The 20,223-nt window shown below is 59.9% G+C and carries 18 protein-coding genes and 1 pseudogene; 16 read left to right on the top strand and 3 right to left on the bottom strand.

Going from position 1 to position 20,223, the window contains the following annotated elements; translation table 11 throughout:
* Window positions 1–18 precede the first annotated feature (18 nt).
* The 12 genes from nifV (at window position 19) to YU3_RS0125665 (ending at window position 11,409) form a co-directional block, all read left to right on the top strand.
* On the top strand, window positions 19–1,167 hold the full coding sequence (gene nifV, locus YU3_RS0125730) for a homocitrate synthase (protein WP_027168901.1): 1,149 nt from the start codon (window positions 19–21) through the stop codon (window positions 1,165–1,167).
* A 219-nt stretch (window positions 1,168–1,386) separates the two neighbouring features.
* Window positions 1,387–1,743, top strand: a complete 357-nt coding sequence (nifW, locus tag YU3_RS0125720) for a nitrogenase stabilizing/protective protein NifW (RefSeq protein WP_245273665.1) — start codon at window positions 1,387–1,389, stop codon at window positions 1,741–1,743.
* Between the two features lie 181 nt (window positions 1,744–1,924).
* Window positions 1,925–2,773: an electron transfer flavoprotein subunit beta/FixA family protein gene (locus YU3_RS0125715; RefSeq protein ID WP_027168899.1), complete on the top strand. Its 849-nt coding sequence runs from the start codon at window positions 1,925–1,927 to the stop codon at window positions 2,771–2,773.
* 16 nt (window positions 2,774–2,789) lie between these two features.
* Window positions 2,790–3,899: an electron transfer flavoprotein subunit alpha/FixB family protein gene (locus YU3_RS0125710; RefSeq protein ID WP_027168898.1), complete on the top strand. Its 1,110-nt coding sequence runs from the start codon at window positions 2,790–2,792 to the stop codon at window positions 3,897–3,899.
* 9 nt (window positions 3,900–3,908) lie between these two features.
* Window positions 3,909–5,216, top strand: coding sequence for an FAD-dependent oxidoreductase (locus tag YU3_RS0125705; RefSeq protein ID WP_027168897.1), 1,308 nt, complete (start codon window positions 3,909–3,911; stop codon window positions 5,214–5,216).
* An 11-nt stretch (window positions 5,217–5,227) separates the two neighbouring features.
* Entirely contained in the window at window positions 5,228–5,527 is a 300-nt protein-coding gene (locus YU3_RS0125700; protein WP_027168896.1) for a ferredoxin family protein, read from the top strand.
* Window positions 5,528–6,183: 656 nt separating this feature from the next.
* Window positions 6,184–7,920: a nif-specific transcriptional activator NifA gene (gene nifA, locus YU3_RS0125690; protein ID WP_027168895.1), complete on the top strand. Its 1,737-nt coding sequence runs from the start codon at window positions 6,184–6,186 to the stop codon at window positions 7,918–7,920.
* Between the two features lie 237 nt (window positions 7,921–8,157).
* On the top strand, window positions 8,158–9,633 hold the full coding sequence (gene nifB, locus YU3_RS0125685) for a nitrogenase cofactor biosynthesis protein NifB (protein WP_027168894.1): 1,476 nt from the start codon (window positions 8,158–8,160) through the stop codon (window positions 9,631–9,633).
* Between the two features lie 34 nt (window positions 9,634–9,667).
* Window positions 9,668–9,862 (top strand): 4Fe-4S binding protein, encoded by a 195-nt coding sequence (locus YU3_RS0125680; protein WP_027168893.1) that lies wholly within the window; start codon window positions 9,668–9,670, stop codon window positions 9,860–9,862.
* A gap of 88 nt (window positions 9,863–9,950) precedes the next feature.
* Entirely contained in the window at window positions 9,951–10,277 is a 327-nt protein-coding gene (locus YU3_RS0125675) for a nitrogen fixation protein NifZ (RefSeq protein ID WP_027168892.1), read from the top strand.
* Window positions 10,274–10,486, top strand: coding sequence for a putative nitrogen fixation protein NifT (gene nifT, locus YU3_RS0125670; RefSeq protein ID WP_027168891.1), 213 nt, complete (start codon window positions 10,274–10,276; stop codon window positions 10,484–10,486). The genes YU3_RS0125675 and nifT overlap by 4 nt, the downstream gene beginning before the upstream one ends.
* A 38-nt stretch (window positions 10,487–10,524) precedes the next feature.
* Window positions 10,525–11,409, top strand: a complete 885-nt coding sequence (locus YU3_RS0125665; RefSeq protein WP_027168890.1) for an SIR2 family protein — start codon at window positions 10,525–10,527, stop codon at window positions 11,407–11,409.
* Between the two features lie 760 nt (window positions 11,410–12,169).
* Here YU3_RS0125665 and YU3_RS0125660 read toward each other — a convergent pair.
* Together YU3_RS0125660 and YU3_RS0125655 are read right to left on the bottom strand one after the other, a co-directional pair.
* The gene (locus tag YU3_RS0125660; protein ID WP_027168889.1) at window positions 12,170–13,201 is read right to left on the bottom strand and encodes a LacI family DNA-binding transcriptional regulator; all 1,032 of its coding nucleotides are present in this window, start codon (window positions 13,199–13,201) and stop codon (window positions 12,170–12,172) included.
* A gap of 442 nt (window positions 13,202–13,643) precedes the next feature.
* Complete coding sequence (locus tag YU3_RS0125655) at window positions 13,644–14,570, bottom strand: LysR family transcriptional regulator (protein ID WP_027168888.1); 927 nt, start codon at window positions 14,568–14,570, stop codon at window positions 13,644–13,646.
* Between the two features lie 621 nt (window positions 14,571–15,191).
* On the opposite strand from YU3_RS0125655, the pseudogene YU3_RS37585 reads away from it, so the two are divergent.
* Together YU3_RS37585 and YU3_RS0125645 are read left to right on the top strand one after the other, a co-directional pair.
* A pseudogene (locus YU3_RS37585) lies at window positions 15,192–15,932 on the top strand (sulfotransferase domain-containing protein); the annotation flags it as partial.
* 91 nt (window positions 15,933–16,023) lie between these two features.
* On the top strand, window positions 16,024–18,027 hold the full coding sequence (locus YU3_RS0125645; RefSeq protein ID WP_027168887.1) for a carbamoyltransferase: 2,004 nt from the start codon (window positions 16,024–16,026) through the stop codon (window positions 18,025–18,027).
* Window positions 18,028–18,133: 106 nt separating this feature from the next.
* On the opposite strand, the gene YU3_RS0125640 is transcribed toward YU3_RS0125645, so the two are convergent.
* Window positions 18,134–18,334 carry a hypothetical protein gene (locus YU3_RS0125640; protein WP_027168886.1) on the bottom strand — a complete coding sequence of 67 codons (201 nt, stop codon included), beginning with the start codon at window positions 18,332–18,334 and terminating at the stop codon, window positions 18,134–18,136.
* Window positions 18,335–18,924: 590 nt separating this feature from the next.
* Between YU3_RS0125640 and YU3_RS0125635 the strand changes: the two genes are divergently transcribed.
* Window positions 18,925–19,557, top strand: coding sequence for a NodA family N-acyltransferase (locus YU3_RS0125635; protein WP_051334090.1), 633 nt, complete (start codon window positions 18,925–18,927; stop codon window positions 19,555–19,557).
* Window positions 19,558–19,580: 23 nt separating this feature from the next.
* Window positions 19,581–20,213 (top strand): chitooligosaccharide deacetylase NodB, encoded by a 633-nt coding sequence (nodB, locus tag YU3_RS0125630; protein ID WP_027168884.1) that lies wholly within the window; start codon window positions 19,581–19,583, stop codon window positions 20,211–20,213.
* Window positions 20,214–20,223: the final 10 nt, after the last annotated feature.

Here is a 20,223-nt window from a genome sequence, read left to right as displayed (position 1 = left end):
AAAGCCGATAGTCCGCTCATGAAAGGTCCGGTCTTTCTCAACGATACGACGTTGCGCGATGGTGAGCAGGCACCCGGCGTCGTCTTCACTACAGCGGAAAAGCTGGAGATCGTCGAGTCGCTTGCGGCAGCCGGCGTGCCGGAGATCGAGATCGGCACGCCGGCCATGGGCGCCGACGAAATCGACGCCATTCGGGCCGCGATCGCGCTGCGTCTCCCGGTTCGGCTCACCGCCTGGTGCCGGATGACGTCGCCGGATCTCGACGCGGCAATCGCGTGCGGCGTTACCGCGGTCAATCTGTCGCTGCCTGCATCCGACATCCAGCTCAGCGCCAAGCTCGGGCTCGATCAGCCGCGGGCGCTTGAACTTATCGAGCATCTTGTCGGGCGCGCAGCCGCCTGCGACTTCTTCGTGGCGGTCGGCTGCGAGGATGCCTCACGAGCCGACTGGGATCATCTCGCCCGTGTGATCGAGACGGCGGCGCGCGCTGGCGCAAGCCGCGTCAGGCTGGCCGACACGACAGGCGTTCTCGACCCCTTTTCCACCTTCGACCTTGTCACCGAGCTTGCCGCGCAATCTGCTATCGACCTCGAATTTCATGGCCACAACGACCTCGGTCTTGCCTCCGCCAACACACTGGCCGCGATCCGCGCGGGCGCGCGCCATGTCTCCGTCACCGTCGGCGGGCTGGGCGAGCGCGCCGGCAATGCTGCGCTGGAAGAGGTGGCCGTTGCGATGGCCGTCCTGGACGGAGTTGACACCGGCATCGACCTGACCGCATTGCCCGATCTCACCGCCCAGGTGGCGCGGGCCGCCTGCCGGCCAACGGCAGCGATCAAGCCGATCGTGGGCGCCGACGTTTTCACCCACGAATCCGGCATCCATGTTGCTGGATTGCTGCGCGATTGCCGCACCTATCAGGGGCTCGATCCGAATCTCGTCGGCCGACGCCGTCGTCTCGTCATCGGCAAGCATTCCGGCGCCACCGCGATTGCCCATGTGCTCAGCAAAAGCGGCCGCGATCTCGATCCGGATCTGGCAGCCGTGATGGTCGCCCGCGTGCGCGCCAAGGCGGCCGAGTCCAAATCGACCGTCACCGCGACACAGCTGATCGAGCTTTACGACAGGCTGTGTAACGAGGCTGTCCAAACGCATGACATCGAATGAGGGCCGGCGATGTCGTCTTCTCGCCATCCCTTTGCGTCTGTGCGGGCCCAACGTTCCCGACGCGCGCAAATCGCCTTCGACAAGCAGCGCTTCACATCGTCCGCATCTCGCGCTGGGACTTGCGGAACGCCGCAGCGACGTCAGCGTCCACCAATACCGCCGAGATCACCATTTCCGACCAGGGAGATTGCCATGAGCCACTGTCCCGCCGACAGGCCGATGATCGACGTCACCAATATCCTTGCGCGTTTGCAAGGCTTGTCGGCTGCGGAGGAGTTCTTCGCGCTGCTTGGTGTCTCCTATGATCCGAAGGTGCTCAATGTCTTGCGGCTCCACATCATGAAGCGCATGGGCCAATACCTCGCCGAGGAGGATTTCGGCGACCTACCTGACGGGGTGATCGCCGCGCGAGCGCGCAGCACACTGGCACGCGCCTATGAGGACTTCGCGACATCATCGCCGCTCGCCCATCGGGTCTTCAAAGTGCTCAAAGACCACGATCCAGATCAGCCGGCCACGCCGGGTCGTACCTTCGTCCCGTTCGACTCCATCCTGAAGCCGTTCGGAAAGGAATGAATGCGACAAGGCCGCCATCCGACAATGTCGTGAAGCCGACCAATCGGCGCTCGACGACCACGCCAAGGAGGCCAAGTGCGGCATTCCAAAGGATGAGGGGAATGCGAAGGGTTGGCACGAATGGTGCGTGCAAGCACATGAAGCGCCAAGCGCTGTCCGGATTGAGGCTAGAGGGACCGCCATGCACATTGTCGTTTGTATCAAGCAGGTCCCTGACTCCGCGCAGATACGCGTCCATCCGGTAACGAACACGATCATGCGCCAGGGTGTGCCGACCATCATCAACCCCTACGATCTGTTCGCGCTCGAAGAAGCACTCAGATTGCGCGACGCGGATGGCGGCGAGGTCACGGTACTCACCATGGGTCCACCTATGGCAGAGGACGCCTTGCGCAAGGCGCTTACCTATGGCGCGGACCGCGCGGTGCTGTTGACCGACCGCTACTTTGCCGGCTCCGACACCCTGGCAACCTCCTTTGCTCTTTCTCAGGCAATCGCCAAGATCGGTGAAACCTTCGGCCCGCCAGACATCGTCTTCACCGGCAAGCAGACGATCGACGGCGACACCGCCCAGGTCGGGCCTGGCATCGCCAAGCGCCTTGAGCTCATGCAGCTGACCTATATCGCCAAGATCGCCTCGATTGATCTCGATGCGCATGAGATCACGGTCGAGCGCCGCTCGGAAAGCGGCACGCAGATGCTAAAGAGCAAGCTCCCTTGCCTGATTACCGTGCTGGAAGGCATCAACGAGATCCGCCGCGGCTCGCTGCAGGATGCCCTGCGCGCCGCCCGCAGCGAGATCGTGACGTGGAGTGCGGCCGACGCGGGGATCGACGACCTCACAAAATGTGGGCTTCGCGGCTCGCCGACGGTCGTCAAGCGCGTTTTCGCCCCGACCGGTAGGGCGGAGAAGTCGGTGCAAATCGACACTGCGGACAAGGCTCTGCGCGATCTCGCTGACGAACTGATCGCTGCAATCTTCACCCGCCAGCCAGCGCTGGAGCACGAACTGGCCTGCGACGGCGCTTGAAGGCAAGGAGCAGAGGATGTTGAACGCAAACCGAGAACCCCCTCCTCCCGCCGCCGGTCGTGCTGGCATGAAGAAGGATCTTCCAGAGCATTTCAAGGACTACCACCACGTCTGGGTCTTCATCGAGCTGGAGCGTGGCCAAGTCCATCCTGTCTCCTTCGAACTGTTGGGCGAAGGCCGCAAGCTCGCCGACAAGCTTGGCGTACAGCTTGCCGGCGTCGTGCTCGGGCCGCCGGGCGAGGCCTCCTGGCACGCCGTCGCCGAGGCCTTCGCCTATGATGCCGATCTTGTCTACATCGTCGAGGCGCCGCTGCTCGGCGACTACCGCAACGAGCCTTTCACCAAGGCAATGACGGATCTGGTCAACACCTACAAACCCGAGATCCTGCTCCTCGGCGCGACCATGCGTGGCCGGGATCTTGCTGGTTCCGTAGCGACGACCTTGCTGACAGGGCTCACGGCCGACTGCACCGAACTCGACGTGGATCCCGACGGTTCGCTCGCCGCGACGCGGCCGACTTTCGGTGGCTCCTTGTTGTGCACGATCTATACACTCAACTGCCGGCCGCAGATGGCGACAGTGCGACCGAGGGTCATGGCTTTGCCGCAGCGGGTGGAAAAGCCGGTCGGGCGTATCGTCGAGCTCAAGCTGTCAATGGTGGAGGACGAGATCGTCACCAAGGTCCTGGGTTTCCTGCCGGATGCCCAATCGGCAAAGGCAAATCTCGCCTATGCCGACGTCGTGATTGCGGGTGGCCTCGGCCTGGGCGGCGCAGAGAACCTGCAGCTTGTAACGAAGCTCGCGCGGGCGCTCGGCGCCGAGTATGGCTGTTCGCGCCCGCTGGTTCAGAAGGGCTGGATGCCGGCTGAACGGCAGATCGGCCAGACCGGCAAGACCATCCGGCCCAAGCTCTACATCGCGGCCGGAATTTCGGGCGCCATCCAGCACCGGGTGGGCGTCGAGGGGGCCGATCTGATCGTGGCCATCAACACCAACCCGAACGCCCCGATTTTTGATTTCGCCCATGTCGGTATCGCCACCGACGCGATCCGTTTCCTGCCAGCATTGACGGAAGCCTTCACCCGGCGGCTATCGCCGCACAGTCGCGATAAGCTTGCGAGCTGAGAGAAAGTCATGGTCGAGGAAAAATTCGACGCCATTGTCATTGGCGCCGGCATGTCCGGGAACGCAGCTGCTTTCACAATGGCGAGCGGCGGGCTGAAGGTGTTGCAGTTGGAGCGCGGTGAGTATCCAGGCTCCAAGAATGTCCAGGGCGCCATCATGTACGCGGACATGCTGGAGAAGATCATCCCGGATTTTCGGGACGACGCACCGGTTGAGCGGCATCTGATTGAACAGCGCTTCTGGATGATGGACAATACGTCCCACGCCGGCGTCCACTATCGGTCGGACGACTTCAACGAGGCAAAGCCAAACCGGTACACGATCATCCGTGCGCAGTTCGACAAATGGTTTTCGCGCAAGGTGCGCGAGGCCGGGGCGACGGTTCTTTGCGAGACGACGGCAACGGAGCTCACCCACGATACCAAGGGGACGGTAATCGGCGTTCGCACTGATCGAGGTGGCGAAGCGATCCTGGCGGACGTGGTCGTCCTGGCAGAGGGCGTCAACGGGCTGCTTGGCACACGGGCGGGCGTGCGCGAGATGCCGAGGCCCGAAACCGTGGCGCTCGCCGTCAAGGAAATGCATTTTCTGCCTGAAGGACTTATAGAGCAGCGCTTCGGACTCAAGGGCAATGAAGGCTGCGTGATCGAGGCGGCCGGTACCATCTCGCGCGGCATGACCGGGCTCGCGTTTCTCTACACCAACAAGGAGTCCATCTCGCTCGGCATCGGCTGCCTCGTTTCCGACTTCGCCGAAAAAATGGAGAGCCCTTATGGTCTCCTCGACGCCTTCAAGAACCACCCCTCGGTCAAGCCGCTGATCGCGGGCTCGGAGGTGAAGGAATATGCCGCTCATCTCATTCCCGAAGGTGGTTACAAGGCGATCCCGCGGCTCTACGGCGACGGTTGGGTCGCGGTTGGAGATGCCGCGCAATTGAACAACGCGGTTCACCGCGAGGGTTCCAATCTCGCCATGACCTCCGGCCGCATCGCCGGCGAGGCGATCGTTCAGGTCAAGAGCCGCAACCTGCCGACGACCAGGCGGAACCTCGCCCTCTATGAAGCCATGCTGAACAAGTCGTTTGTCCTCAAAGACTTGAAAAAACACAAGGACATGCCGGCCCTGCTGCACACGAATTCCAACAACTTCTTCATGACCTACCCGAAGTTGATCTCGCAGGCGGCGCAGAACTTCATGCGGGTCGACGGCACGCCCAAAATCGACAAGGAAAGGGCGACCACGGCTGCGTTCATAAGCGCGCGTTCGCGCTGGGGGTTGGTCAGCGACGCGGTCCGCCTGGCCTTCGCCTGGCGCTGAAGGAGAGTTGGATGACGACTGCAGTGACGGCATTGCGCATCGAGGACAAGCTATTTCAAAACCGCTACCTGATCGATGCAGGGCGCCCGCATATCAAAGTGCGACCTCACCAAACGCCGAGCGCCAACCTGCTCGCGTTGACCCGCGTCTGCCCGGCCAAATGCTATGAGCTGAATGCTACCGGCCAAGTTGAAATCGCTGCCGACGGGTGCATGGAGTGTGGCACATGCCGCGTGTTGTGCGAGGCCAGTGGCGAGATCAAATGGGACTATCCGCGGGGCGGTTTCGGTGTCCTTTTCAAGTTCGGATGACTTGCGCATTCAGCGCAGCAGGGCGAGGCCGGCACAACCCACAATTGCGGCAACTCGTCGCATTACACATGTAACCGAGCACCTTTTCGCATTGTTGGGGTACATCGGAGTTCCGAATCGGGGAAGTTATTTTGCGGAACACGGTAGCCGCGAGGAGCGCCCTGATGCAAACGGAGTGATGAGGGATCAGATCGATTTTGGACTTGTTGAAAGCACACCGTCGCCGGTTTGACGGTGGAATGAAAACCTCGGATGGTGGCGCACTTCTGGTCGATCTGATGGACCGGCCGACCGGTTGGTCGGCCGCCTTGCCTGATGCCATTGTGGATGTCCGCAATGCGCATTGATAGGCACGGGATAACGACGCCGGTGGGTCAGCGCATCTTCGCCATCGCTCTGCTATGTGAGCTTGAACCACCATGACGAGGCGCGCCATGACGGGTCTTGCGGCGCTGGTCGGCAATCCATAGGATCTGTTCGCTGGGTACGATCGTTTGCACCAACTGCAAGCCTCAGATCGACCGCGTCTGCTCTCCACCGGCTGACAGTACGAGAAATGCGAGGGAACGAACTCGTAGTGCCGCGGCACAATTTGAAACCTTCAATGCAAAGGCCTGCTTGGCAAGAGCATCCTGGACAAACTCGGAGGCACTTCCATGGATCACATGCGCCAAAACGAGGTGGATAAAGTAGAGCCTCGGGACACCATCGAGACGATGCGCAGGGCGGATATCTCGCTCAGAGGAATCTATGAGATATCGAAGGTCTTGACCGCCCCCGCCCGGCTGGAGACGACGCTTGCCAATCTCATGACCCTGCTCTCCTCGTTTGTGCAAATGCGTCATGGAGAAATCATAGTCCTGAAGCCTGACGGAGAGCCCGAGTTTGCCGTAACTGCCGGCAACGTCTATCCGCCACAATCAGCCACTTGCGGCAGCATACCGCAGCCCGTGATCGACAAAATCGTGGCTACGGGGACGCCGTTCGTCGCACCCGATATCAGCCAGTCTGAACTGTTTCAGGTTGATCCCCAGATACCCTCGAGCGGCGACGCTCTCCCGGTTAGCTTTATTGGTGTCCCCCTAAAAACGCAGCACGAAACCATTGGAACATTATCGATCGATCGCCTCGGGCACGGCTCGACGAACGTCTGCCTTGAAGAGGACGTACGCTTTCTGACCATGGTCGCCGTCCTGGCCGGGCAAACCATCCGCCTTCATCGCCTGCCGAGCATGGACGGTCAGCGGCTTGCCGAAGAGACCCAGGAGCAATCGCCGGGCGTTAAAAGGACGGATCGTGACCGACATCAGCACGCCAAAATCGAAGGAATCGTGGGGAGAAGTCCGGCGCTCAAGCAGGTGCTCGAAACCGTCCCAGTGGTGGCAAGCACAAATGCCGCCGTGCTCTTGCGTGGCGAAAGCGGCACCGGCAAGGAAGCCTTCGCGAAGGCAATCCACAAACTCTCACCTCGCAAGAATAAGCCCTTCGTCAAATTGAACTGCGCCGCGCTGTCTGAAACCGTTCTGGAATCGGAGCTGTTCGGGCACGAAAAGGGCGCCTTTACCGGAGCTATTTCGCAGCGCGCCGGCCGTTTCGAATTGGCACATGGCGGCACCCTGTTACTCGATGAAATCGGCGAGATTTCGCCTGCCTTCCAAGCCAAGCTGCTGCGCGTCCTGCAGGAAGGCGAACTGGAGCGGGTCGGCGGCACCAGGACGCTGAAGTTCGATGTCCGGCTTATATGCGCCACCAACAAAAACCTCGAAACGGCTGTGCTGAATGGGGCGTTCAGGGCCGACCTTTATTACCGCATTAATGTGATACCAATCACCTTGCCTCCGCTGAGAGAGCGCCCCGGGGACATCCGACTCCTAGCGGACGTCTTTCTTGATCGATTCAACAGAGAGAACGATCGCGATCTCACCTTCGCGCCATCGGCCTACGATGTGATCTCGCAATGCTCTTTTCCTGGTAACATTCGAGAGCTGGAAAACTGCGTTCAAAGGACAGCTACACTCGCCCGTTCGGCGACAATCGTTGCCTCGGACTTCGCCTGCCAGCATGGCCAGTGCTTTTCTATATGCCTCCGAAAAGGAGACAACCTTTCCGGCGCTACCAACAATCTCGCCCCGGGTAACCTGATTGCCTTGGAATCGCCGTTGCCAGATAGCCGCATCTGCGGCTCGACGGGCGAGGCAATGCCCTTCACAACCGGCGATCGGAATGATCGCTCCAGCCCTCCAATGGGCACGCCTCTGACGCGCGACCGGCTGCTCGACGCCATGGAAAGGGCCGGCTGGAATCAGTCCAAGGCGGCTCGTATTCTCGGCCTCACAGCGCGGCAAGTCGGCTATGCCATACGCCGACATGGTATCGAGGTGAAGAAGTTCTAAGCGTCTGAACGATTGTCATGTCTTGGTGTCGCCCCTTCGCCCTCTGCAGGCCCGAGGTGGTCATGTTCCGTGACCGATTCGCTCCTTCACTGTCGGAAGCCTGACAACAATCAGGTCGTTGGCAAACCGACAAATCAGACACGACCAGCCAAGATGTTGCGTGAACGCAATGGTCTCGGGTTGGCATAGCTATTGCACCTTGACCTGCGACGTTTCACGCAGGAGCAGGCCCGTTCGATGTCCCCACCGAATTCGCATGACAGGCTGACCGGCCCGAAATCCTTCGACCGGCCGGCGACGGCGATACGCTGTGGCAGCGCGCCTTCATCCTGCGGCTCGCCCGCAAACTCCGGCGACATGAATTCGGCTATTTGGGAGAAGGTCAAGGACCATCCGTGCTACTCTGAAGACGCGCACCATTACTTCGCCCGGATGCACGTGGCGGTCGCCCCAGCCTGCAATATCCAGTGCAACTATTGCAATCGTAAATATGACTGTGCCAACGAGAGCCGACCTGGGGTCGTTTCGGAAAAGCTTACTCCAGACCAGGCGGTGCGCAAGGTGATCGCGGTTGCCAATGAAGTCCCGCAGCTTTCCGTGCTCGGCATCGCCGGACCGGGCGATGCCTGTTACGACTGGAGCAAGACAAAGGCGACGTTCGAACAAGTCGCCAAGACAATCCCCGACATCAAGCTTTGCCTCTCGACCAATGGGCTCGCGCTGCCGGACCATGTCGCCGAGCTCGCCGATATGAACGTCGACCATGTGACAATCACCATCAATATGATCGACCCGAAAGTCGGCGCGCTGATCTATCCTTGGATCTTTTACGAGCACCGCCGCTACACCGGCATTGAAGCCGCCCGGATCCTGCACGAGCGGCAGATGTTGGGGCTGGAGATGCTGACGGCGCGCGGCATTCTCACCAAGATCAATTCGGTGATGATCCCTGGCGTCAACGACGAGCACCTGGTCGAGGTGAATAGATGGGTGAAGGAGCGCGGCGCCTTCCTGCACAACATCATGCCGCTGATTTCGAGCCCCCAGCACGGTACCTATTACGGCCTGGCCGGGCAACGCGTCCCAAAGGCGATGGAGCTGAAAGCGCTTCAAGATCGCGTCCAAGGCGGCGCCAGAATGATGCGCCATTGCCGGCAGTGCCGGGCCGATGCCATTGGCCTGCTCGGCCAGGATCGCGGCCAGGAATTCACGCTGGACCAGATTCCCGAGGAGGTCACCTACGACGCCAGCAAGCGCGACGCTTACCGGGAGGTCGTCGCCCGCGAGCGCGGCGATCACGTCGCGGCTAAGGGCCAGGCGATCGAAATGGTCAAGGCAATGGGGTGCGGCAAGTCGCTCCTTGTCGCGGTGGCGACGAAGGGCGGCGGCCGCGTCAATGAGCACTTCGGCCATGCGAGGGAATTCCAGATTTACGAGGTCTCGCCGAGCGCGATCTGCTTGGTCGGGCATCGAAAAGTCGAGCAATATTGCCTCGGCGGATGGGGCGAGGCCGCCACGCTCGAAGGCGTCATCGCTGCGCTCGAAGGCATCGACGTGGTGCTGTGCGCCAAGATCGGAGATTCCCCTAAGGAACAGCTCAAGGGAGCCGGAATCCGCGCAACGGATGATCATGGTTGTGAGCATATCGAGACCGCGATCAGCGCGGTCTACGCCGCCGAATTTGGCGTGAAACCGTTGGCGGCGACGGCCTGAGGTGTCTCAGTCTGAGCGAAGCAGGAGTTGAGAAATGGCGTTCAAGATCATCGCGTCCCAATGCACGCAATGCGGTTCTTGCGAATTCGAATGCCCTTCCGGTGCGATCAAGTTCAAGGGTGACGCCTACGTAATCGACCCGGAGAAGTGCACCGAATGCAAGGATGCCTTCGATGCACAGCAATGCGCGTCCGTCTGTCCGGTGGAGATGACCTGCGTTCCCGCCTGACCTCAATCGGCCACCGCCTGGTCGCGTCCCAAAGCGTGCTTAACCTCCTTCATTGACAACCCGCAGCTGCGACAAAGGAAGAACAGCCATGACGCTCTGGCGCGAACAGGAGGTCGAAATCGGCAAGCCTCCGCACTTTATGCCGGGCGAACGGGTCCGTGCCACACGCCACATAAAGAATGACGGCACCTATCCCGGCAAGGAGATCGGCGAAAACCTTGTGCGGATGGGTGACGAAGGCTACGTGCGCGACATCGGCACCTTTCTGCAGCAGTTCTATATTTACGCGGTCGAGTGGGTCGGGCGGGGCAGCGTCGTGGGGATGCGCGCGCGTGAAATGATGAGCCTCGACAGAGCCAGTACCCCTTGCAGTGCCGAAATGACTGCTGCTCCCGAAGAAGGATCAGCTGGATGAAGGTAACGATCCGCAGGACCGGCGCAGGCCTGTCGGCATACGTTCCCAAGAAGGATCTCGAAGAGCCGATCGTCGAGATTGAGAATGAAGGCCTGTGGGGCGGGGCCATCGTGCTCAGGAACGGTTGGCGTTTCGTCCTGCCCGACCTTCCGCGCGATACCAGTCTGCCAATTACCGTTGAGGCCAGGAAGATTTCCGACGGGGGCTGATGCCGCGGGCTGACGCTGGAACGGCAAGAGGAATGAGCATGCACACGATCCCGACCTCGGGTCACCTTTTAATCACGCAGGACAGCCATGCCGAGAGGCGGCTTGACATGTTGAAGGAAGCGCTCGCCGCCGACGCGATCATTCCCTATCTCGGTCCGGGTCTGCTGCGGCTCAGTTCCGCGAAACCGCCTGTACCGGATACGCCGGAAGCTGTCGCCGCCGCGCTCACAGTGCGGGCGCCCGCCCCTTCCAAGATCCGCACCAATATGTGGTCGGTCGCCCAGTTCATCGAACAGCGCCGGCACCGCCGGACGCTCCAAGCCTGGATGGCCGAGATCTTCGCGGCGCCGGCGGCGCCGACTATCCTCCACGATTGGCTCGCAACACTGCCGCTCTCCCTTATCGTCGACAGCTGGTACGATGGCGCCATGCGCACGGCCCTCGCCGCGGCCGGACGGGCGGATGTGGTCGAGATCCAAGGTGTTACGCGGGCGAACGAAATCGGCGACATTTGGACGAAAGCCTACGATTTGTGCGGGAGTGAACGCGAACCCGGACCAGCGGCAAAGACGGTTTTGTATGTGCCTCACGGCAGTATCCGGCCGGCTGCAAACTTCCTCGTGTCAGATTCCGACTATGTCGAAGTTCTAACAGACATCGACATCCAGACGCCGATCCCCGAACTGGTGAAGGAGCGGCGCACCAATCGTGGCTTTGTCTTCGTCGGATGCCGCTTCGACGATCAGATGCTACGCACCTACGCCCGGCAGATCATGAAGCGCTCCGACGGCCCGCGTTTTGCGGTGATCGACGGGGCGGTTCTGACCAAAAACGAACGCCGTTTCCTTGCAGCATGCGCGGTCACGGTTATTGACATTCCGATCAGCGAGGCTGCAGCTCGCCTTGCCGGATCAGGAGACTGACCCTCGCCGAGTCATATCGATCTAGACCCGTGATGTCCCCACCGGCTGCGTTCTGGCGACATGTCCTCGTCATCGACAATTCCGGACATCAACCAGGCGAGGAAGGCTCAAGCTGCCAGGTGCCCAAAACCCAACCGAGGACGTCGCGGCGAATGCCACCTTAAGATCTGCATCGCTGCGTTCGGCTCATCCAATTGGCAAGGGCGACCGGAGATTGCTGAGCTCCATCTCAATCGTTCGGTAACTGGGAGGCTGCTGCGATCGGCTACGAACCGTGACAGCGATGAGCGCTTGGGAGCCGTGGATCCTGTAAAGGCTTAGGGGCATGTGGAGTGGTCAAACAAAAAAATCCACCCAACCTGCGGTCTAGATGAGACAGGCGTCGCGATCCCGGCGAGGGCGGAAGACCTACTCGCGCGAGCTGGGCCAAGCGATGTTCGTCGTCCCATATGGCCGGATAACCGTCCTCACTGCCGGCATGCCAAGCGCCACACCGCAGCGATCTAGCTGAAAGCGCTCCGATGCTTGGCCGTCCGCCAGAGAGAAGGCCGGGGTGAGGACCTCTCTCTCAAAGCGGGCGGCTTCCAGAGTTTCTGTCGGGAGTCTATCCGTAAGGACATCTGCTGCGCGAACACGCAATTGCTAGCTCTCAGCGAAGCTCGTATTTCCGTGTGAATCCATGTTCCTGCGGCGCGAAGTCAGAACTCCACACCGATATTGCGATCCGGCAAAGTGATGCTAGAGGTGTATGATCATTCATTCATATGTTTTCCGGCAGATAGATGTCGAACGGCAGAAATGTCTGCCCTGGCGTTTCCGCGATACCGGTTTCGATGGCTCGTGCCATTAGCGTCGTTAGCTCCTGGCAAAGCAGGCGCAGCGGCGTGGCCACCGCCATCGTGAGGATGCCATCTGCGAGCGCTGCCCGTGACTCTGGCGTGATCTCGTTAACGATGGCGACGATGTCGCGATCTTCGGCTTCTTCCCGGAGCGCCAAGATGGCGCCCTCCATGCCACCGCCGGCCACATAGAAGCCGACGAGCTCGGGTTCCCGCTGCATCAGATCGAGTGTTGTGTCGTAGGCGATCTCCGGTGTCTCGAGCTCCATGGATACGTCATGCACCTCGAATGTCGGGGCGTTTTCACGAAAATAGGACCGAAAGCCGCCTTCCCGAAGCTCCTGACTCTGGAAACGCTCGCTGACCACGAAAACCGCCGCCTTGCCCGGCCGTTTCGCGGCTTTGGAAAACATCCAGGCAGCCGTCCGCCCGACTCTGCGGTTGTTGAGGCCGACATAGCCCTCGCGCACGCCGGCGGCGAAATCGGAAAGCAGCGAAAAAACCGGGATCCCTTTCGCTTTGAGGTGTTCAACGGCTGCCGTGATCGTCGGATGATCAGGCGCCACCATGGCGATGGCGTCGCAGCGGCCGCCAAGGTCCTGAAGGAGTGCAATCAGATCGCCCGGCACATCCGACGGCGCGAATTCGATGAGCGAAGTGCCGTGAAAGGCCTGTGCCGCATTGACTGCCGCTTCGATTTCGCGCCCGAAGTCCTGGTAAAAGTGCTGGGTTGGTTTTCTCAGGATAAAGCCAAGTCGACGTTGCGGCAGGTCCCGCTGCCGGCGCCGCTGAACAAGGCCGGCCTCGTGAAAGCCAATAGCATGGGCCGCCTCGTGGACCCGCAGCGCAGTCACCTCCCGCACCGGATGACGGGCGTGGAGCACCCGATCAACGGTTGCCACGCTGACTCCGGCTTGGCGGGCCAGATCCGCAATTGTTGGTCGCTTCGCCATGATCCGGTTCTGATCAGACATTCTCGGCACGGAGACAAGGGCTATGACAGAGGTTAATAGCTCCACCGCGTTCACATTGATGCCGCCATCGAAAGCTTGCTTCATCCGCAATCCGGCGGCGCCCCGGGCGAATGGTACCGGCACCCACGGATGATGATCTGGGCCGTCAATCGATGGAAGCGATCGGGATTGCCGGTGAACGTCGTGGCCTTTCCTACGGCGCGTAGTGCCTCGCGATACCGTGGTCTTCATGGCGGCCGGATCGCCGCAGAACAATCATCCTAGTCCAGTAACCGCAAATTCCATCGTCTGGGATGACGCGGAGTTCCAGAACCGGTAGCCAGCTTCATTTCGCGCGGCTTCACCGGCGATCGAGGCCGACATACCTCAACGATGCGGTCTGGAAAATGGAGCGCATACCTCCCGGGCGCCCGAAGAGGCCTCAAGCCGTCTGATGCGGCCGAGCCATGCGGGCCGCCTCCTCCATGAGTATGCCCCGCATCCAAATACTTGCCGAATCGCTGTTGTGAAGCGCAGGCCATTGAACGATCTCTGTGAATGCGGGAAGCGGCCACGGAAGGTCGACGATCCGCAGCGGTATCGATGTTGCGAAATGCTCAACCAGCCGCGACGGTACCGTCGCTATACGGTCGGTGCCTGATAGCACCGGCGGGATCATGCTAAAGTTCTGGACGACCACCTCGATACGTCTGTCGATACCGTGTTCGAGCAAAAACCATTCCTCCATGGAGGGTTGCAGCGCACGGCCGAAGTGGGGTGCAACGTGCCCCATCGACTTGTATTGCTCGAATGTCAGCTGGGGTGATAGCAGCTTGTTGGTGGGGCAGCCTACGCACACGAGTGTATCGTCGAACAGTGTCGCTCTAGGATGCGAGCCCGAAATGAACACTTCCGGAAGGATTAGAAAGTCGACCTCACCGCGCCGGAGAAGCTCATTGGGATCATCGGCGAGAGGCAGCAACTCGAAGCTGACGGCGGGAGCTTCCTGCGCGACACGCTCAATGACTTTTTGGAAGAACACGAGTGTCATGAAATCGGAAAGACTGATCCTGAAGCGGCGCTCCGATTGAGCTGGGTCGAACACGTCCCAGGAAATGATGGAGAGCTGGATGTGCAGCAGAGCCTCGCGGACTGCTGGGGCGAGCCCTTCCGCACGCGGTGTCGGGACAAGTGCGCGGCCCCTCATCGTAAATAGCTCATCGCGAAAAAAATCGCGTAACCTAGCGACGGCCGCGCTCATGGCAGGCTGGCTCAGGTTGATCGTGCGTGCTGCAGCGGTGAGCTTACGCTCGCTCATCAGAGCGTCGAACACGACGAGGAGATTTAGATCAAGTCCCTTGAAACGCATCAGCTCGTTTATCCACGCTATGGATTGGATGCATTGAAACAATCAATTTTACCTATTTTATCGAATGCTGCATTAGAAAAATCGCGGTTACCGAATTAGCATTCAGGACCCGAAGGATAGCGGTCGATAGCTTGGGTTACGAGGTGCCGAGTATGCAACCGAGACGCATTCAATGCGGCCATTTTCTTCTTCGGTATCCAGGCTAGCTCTACGATGGCGGCTGGCGCGACAAAACCCCAAGCTGCTCGGACGCTTACCAGCGGAAGCCCCCTGTAACTTTTTCAAATACTTTCTAGATCGGATCGCATGATGCGTGCCTCAACAAAAAGGCAAGAAAGAGGACGTCTTTCCACCCGCTGTCAGGTGCGCTGCAAGCTGCGTTGGGAAAATGAACTTGGACTCGCCCATGTCGAATCCGTTCCTTCCAGACCGACTGGGACGCTCAACGCCAAGCCCTTTGGGGCGTCGAACTTGGGTCGGCGCGTGGCCTGTCCAATCAAGCTGACGCGAAGGTGTAGCGGGTCACATCGGCCTGTTGCGCCGTTTCGTCCGGGTTGACGCCGTCGCTCTCCCAAGCCCCAGCCGCACTGTCGCAACCAATGTTAATCGGAGATCCATGCAATGCCTCAACCCGTTCCGTCGCCTGGGCCGTTTGTGATCCTTGCGATGCCGAGGACGGGCACGCATTACCTGGAAGAATTGCTGAACGAGCATCCGAACGTCCTGAGCAATGGTGAATTGCTCAACGCCTACGATAGGAATTGGCCCGATAAGGATCGCTTGCTCGGCAGCAATCGCGATCTCCTCGAACTTGCCTACTTTGGCTACCCCAACCGAAGTGACAAGAAGGTGACGCGCGTTGGCTGCGCGATAAGCGAACCTCAGTTTCATGGTCGTCCGGGCTTTTTTGCCGAACTCGCCCGTTGGCCGGGCCTCAAGGTCATCCTCTTAATTCGCACAAACACATTGGAATCGCTGCGATCGCTGGCCCAGGCGAGGCAAACCCGCCGCTGGCTGAAATTCAGTTCGGACAATGACGCGGCTCCATCAGTCAGCCTGTCGACCGCCTGCTGCGAGGCTTATTTCAAGACCGCGGACGATTTCCACGATCGCGTCACGCACGCGTTCGCGTCAGACCACTTGCTCGTGGTCGAGTACAAAAGTCTCCTTGGCGACCCTGCGGCGTGCTTGGCGACGATGTGGGACTTCCTCAAGGTTCCAGCACTTCGGCCCTGCGATGCCACAATTTCTCAGCGCCAGGAAGCGCGACCGCTGGACCAAACGGTAGAGAATTTCGGTGAGTTGCAGCGCCACTTCGCAGGCGGACCCTACGCGAGATTCTTTGATGTTAGTGACCCGTCCGATCGGCCCTCACACGGCCAAGCTTGCTCAAGTTCGAACGATCTTGAGGAAGGCCAATGCCGCCTTTCTAATACAGTTAACGGAGAGTGACATGCTGTGTTTAGGCTTGAGCGGCGGGCTAGAAAGAGTTCATGAAAATTCACTCGAGCTGCCGAAAACATTTCTGCACGATGGCGCTGCGGTGCTCGTGCGGGACGGACGCGTAGTAGCGGCCGTTGAGGAGGAGCGTCTCAATCGGATCAAGCACTCCAACAAGATGCCAAGCCGGTCGATTCAATACTGCCTTGCATCCGCGGGAGTTCAGCTCAGCGACATCGATCGCATCGCGTTCTACGCCACGGAAGCCTATTGCAATGCCATGCTCGAATACCTGTTTGCTGCCCAGCCGGACGTGTCCGTTCCGTTGGACGCGAGACTGTTGCTGCCTCAGTTGCTCGCCCGGGAATTCGGCACCGAGGTCGACCCTTCGCGCATCTTCTTTGTGGATCACCATCTGGCGCATTCCGTGAGCGCGTTCGCGATGTCAGGGTTCGATCAAAGCCTGATCCTCACGATCGACGGCGGTGGTGATTTCCTCTCGGGTCACGTGGCGCTAGGGTCCGGAACAGAAGTTACGCAGCTGGAGAGTTTCCCGGAGAACAATTCTCTGGGCCTGTTTTACCTCGAGGTGATCCGGTATCTCGGCTATGGCTTGTTCGACGAATACAAGGTCATGGGGCTTGCACCTTACGGGGATCCCGCTCCTTATCGCGCGCTGTTCGAGCAGTTCTATGAACTCTCCGCCAACGGTGGCTACCGCGTCTACATGGATCGCATTGGCCCGACGTTGCTCCGCAGCATCCAGGCCCGGCGGAAGGGAATGCCATTCACACAGCAGCATCAAAATGTAAGTGCTTCCTTGCAAGAAGCGCTTGAGAAGATCGTGTTTCACATTCTCAGCCATCATCGCGAGGCAACCGGTATGAAGCGGTTGTGCCTGGCCGGAGGCGTCGCTCACAACTGCACGATGAACGGCAAGCTGCTGTACTCCGGACTTTTCGAAGACATCTTCGTACAACCCGCATCGCATGACGCAGGTTGCGCCCTCGGCGCTGCACTCATGATGTCAAACGAGCTAGGCCGGCCGGCGCCGCGTGAGCGATTGCAGTCGGTTTATTGGGGGCCTGATCTTGAGGAAGACCGCACTTTGGAGCAGGAACTGAATGCCTGGGCCGGACATCTCGACGTTCAACGCAGTGACGACGTCGCGAGCAGCGCAGCCGATTGGCTAGCCAATGGCGCCGTGATCGGCTGGGTGCAGGGCCGCTCGGAGTTCGGGCCCCGTGCACTTGGCAACCGCAGCATTCTGGCCGACCCCAGGCCCGCCGCGAACAAGGACCGGATCAACGCGATGGTCAAGAAGCGCGAGGGTTATCGACCGTTCGCGCCATCGGTGCTGGAGGAGGATGCCGGTGAATTTTTCGACCTCCCGGATGGCAAAGGTGAATTCCCCTTTATGAATTTCGTCGTTCGCGTGCGCGACGCCAAGCGCAGCGTGCTCGGCGCCATCACGCATGTCGACGGTACAGCGCGGCTGCAAACTGTGTCGCGCAACACCAATCCCGCCTACTGGGATGTCATCAACGCGTTCAAGCAGCGGACGGGCATCCCAGTTCTGCTGAATACATCGTTTAACAACAATGCCGAGCCGATCGTGGATTCGGCTGCAGACGCGATCGCCACATTTCTGACGACAGAGCTGGATGGACTCGTGATAGGATCGTTCCTCGTCAAAAAGCAGGCTGCAACGCTGGAGGATTGGACGGCGCTCGCGGTGTCGCTGCCAGCTTATACGTCGCTCCATCAAGTCCGCGCTTACACGGTGGAAGATCACCAGGAGACGGTGTGCGAAATCCGTGCGGGCGGCACCAGCCGTGAGACCATTTCACATGAGGTGTTCGATCTGCTGATGCAAATCGAGGGTGAAGCGGTGCTCGGGGATCTCCTCGATACAATGACGCCCAATCGGGCGAAGCGTGAAAACCTTGTCGAGGAATTGCGCGGATTGTGGGAGCAGCGTCGCATTCGGCTCCATCCCTCACAAGCCCGTCCTTAGTCTGGCCAGCTTGGGACCAGCACCGGACTATAGCGGACGCGGCGGTGGCGGTGGAGCGATCCACCATCCGCCACCGGATGCGGCGGAAGCTGTTGGCCATGCGTCTTCACCGCGGCGGCGATCCATATCTGATTGGCGGCGCCGCTTCCGCCGCCGCTGGCACAGCCTTTTCCAGCAGGGAATGGCCGTTCATTCGCACCACCTTGCCGACAGGAACTGTGCGCTCCCTGTTCACCGTGGCACGCCAGAGCTTGTGGAGCAGTAGACAAACCGTTGTGACGATGGCGCCGAGCTTGGGCAGCGCCAAATGGCGGCGCCTCCAAGTACGGCAAGAAGCCCCTCCCTAAGGGGCAAGTGCGTGCCCTGCTGACCATTCCGGCTAAGACCGAACTTTGCTTGCGCGTCCCACACAGCGTGAGGTTCGCGGATTGCCATTCTTGAGTACCACATCACGCAGAATGGGCCGCTATCGGCGATGGCCGCGCTGCTGGCCGACTGTCTCAGCTTAAGGCCATTTGCGGTCGCGATGGGCGTCGTTCGCTACCGTCGAGCGGCACAATCAGATGCGATCAAGTCCCTTGAGATGAGGCTTTGTAATATCCAAAGCGCGGATGGTTACCATTGAAACAATCGATTTTACGGACTTAAGTGAATGCTGCATTAGTGCAGTCAGTTGGAGAATTAGCGCTTAAACATAGAAGGATGAACGTCGAATAGCCTGGATGACGATAGATATTTCCATGCTTGTGCCAAGCATCATCACCCGATGCCGGCGCCAATTTCGGTCATGTTCTTCTTCGCCCTGCGCAAACACTCGCACCGGCGGCTCCAAACAAGGATCGCGTAACTTACCAACTTATTACCTAATTCCCTAGTGCTTACTGATCGGACATCGTGATGCTGGCATCTACAGAACAACAAGAAAACAGCAGTCTTTCCAAGCGCCCTCAGGTGCGCTGGAGGCTGTGTTGGGAACATGAACTGGGGCTTGCCGATCATGTCGAACTCGCTGACTTCTTTCGAAACACCTATGGGCCGACTGGCGCCTTCAACGCAGAACCATTTGAAGGCAGTCGAAGTTGGGCAGGCGCAAGGCCTGAGTTCCGCGCAATCGGCTACGATTCGAAGGGCGTAGCGGCTCACCTCGGCCTGCTGCGCCGTTTCATTAAGATTGGCAAGGTCGATCTTCTGGTGGGTGAACTTGGACTGTATGGGGTGCGTCCGGATCTTGAGGGACTCGGAATCAGCCGATCAGTCCACATCATCCATAAAGTACTGCACGAGCTTGGCGTTCCATTCGGGTTCGGCACCGTTCGGCCTGCCCTTCAGAAACACATTCAGCGGTTCGACCGATACGGTCCGGTGACCCTTTTGTCGGGAATTCGCGTGCGGTCCACTCTGCCGGACGCGTATCTCGACTTGCCGCCTACGCGCATCGATGACGCAATCCTCCTGGTTTTGCCGATTGTTCAGTCGATGTCCGATTGGCCGAGCGGCACGATGATCGATCGGAACGGGCCCGAGCTGTGACCCCCCTCACCTGCTTGTCCGACATGCGCGATGCGTGTGCTGCTGGCGCAGGCCGGCGAAGCGTTTATTTGACGTTCGACGACGGACCCAATCCGCTTTGCACGCCAGACATCCTCGATCTGCTGGCGGAAGCCCAGGCGTCGGCGACTTTCTTCGTGATCGGCGCGTACGCGGCAGACCAGTCCAAACTGATCCGACGGATGGCGGCAGAAGGGCACGGGATCGCCAACCACACGATGACGCATCCGGACCTGTCCCGATGCGGACCCGGCCAGGTCCAATATGAGCTCCTTGAGACGACCCGGGCCATTCGCATGGCCTGTCCGCGGGCCTCAGTGGGGCACATGCGCGCGCCCTATGGCACCTGGACTGAACAAGTCCTCCATACATCAATGGGCGCTGGACTGGTCCCGGTCCACTGGTCGATCGACCCCAGAGACTGGTCTCGTCCAGGTGTCGACGCGATTGTCGATAGGGTGATTGTCTCTGTCGAGCCGGGCGCAATCGTGCTGTTGCACGACGGGTGTCCTCCCAACGAGTTCAAACCGGGCGCCCAGACGGGGCTGCGAGACCAGACTGTCATGGCTCTTTCTCGTCTGATTCCAGCGTTGCATGAGCGCGGATTTCAAATCCGTTCCCTCCCCCAACACCACTGAACAAAGCGAT

Origin of the sequence: Mesorhizobium sp. WSM3224, assembly GCF_000427725.1 — a bacterium.
GTDB lineage: Bacteria > Pseudomonadota > Alphaproteobacteria > Rhizobiales > Rhizobiaceae > Mesorhizobium.
The sequence above is the reverse complement of the archived record's forward strand: the minus strand, read 5'-3'. Positions and strand labels throughout refer to the sequence as shown.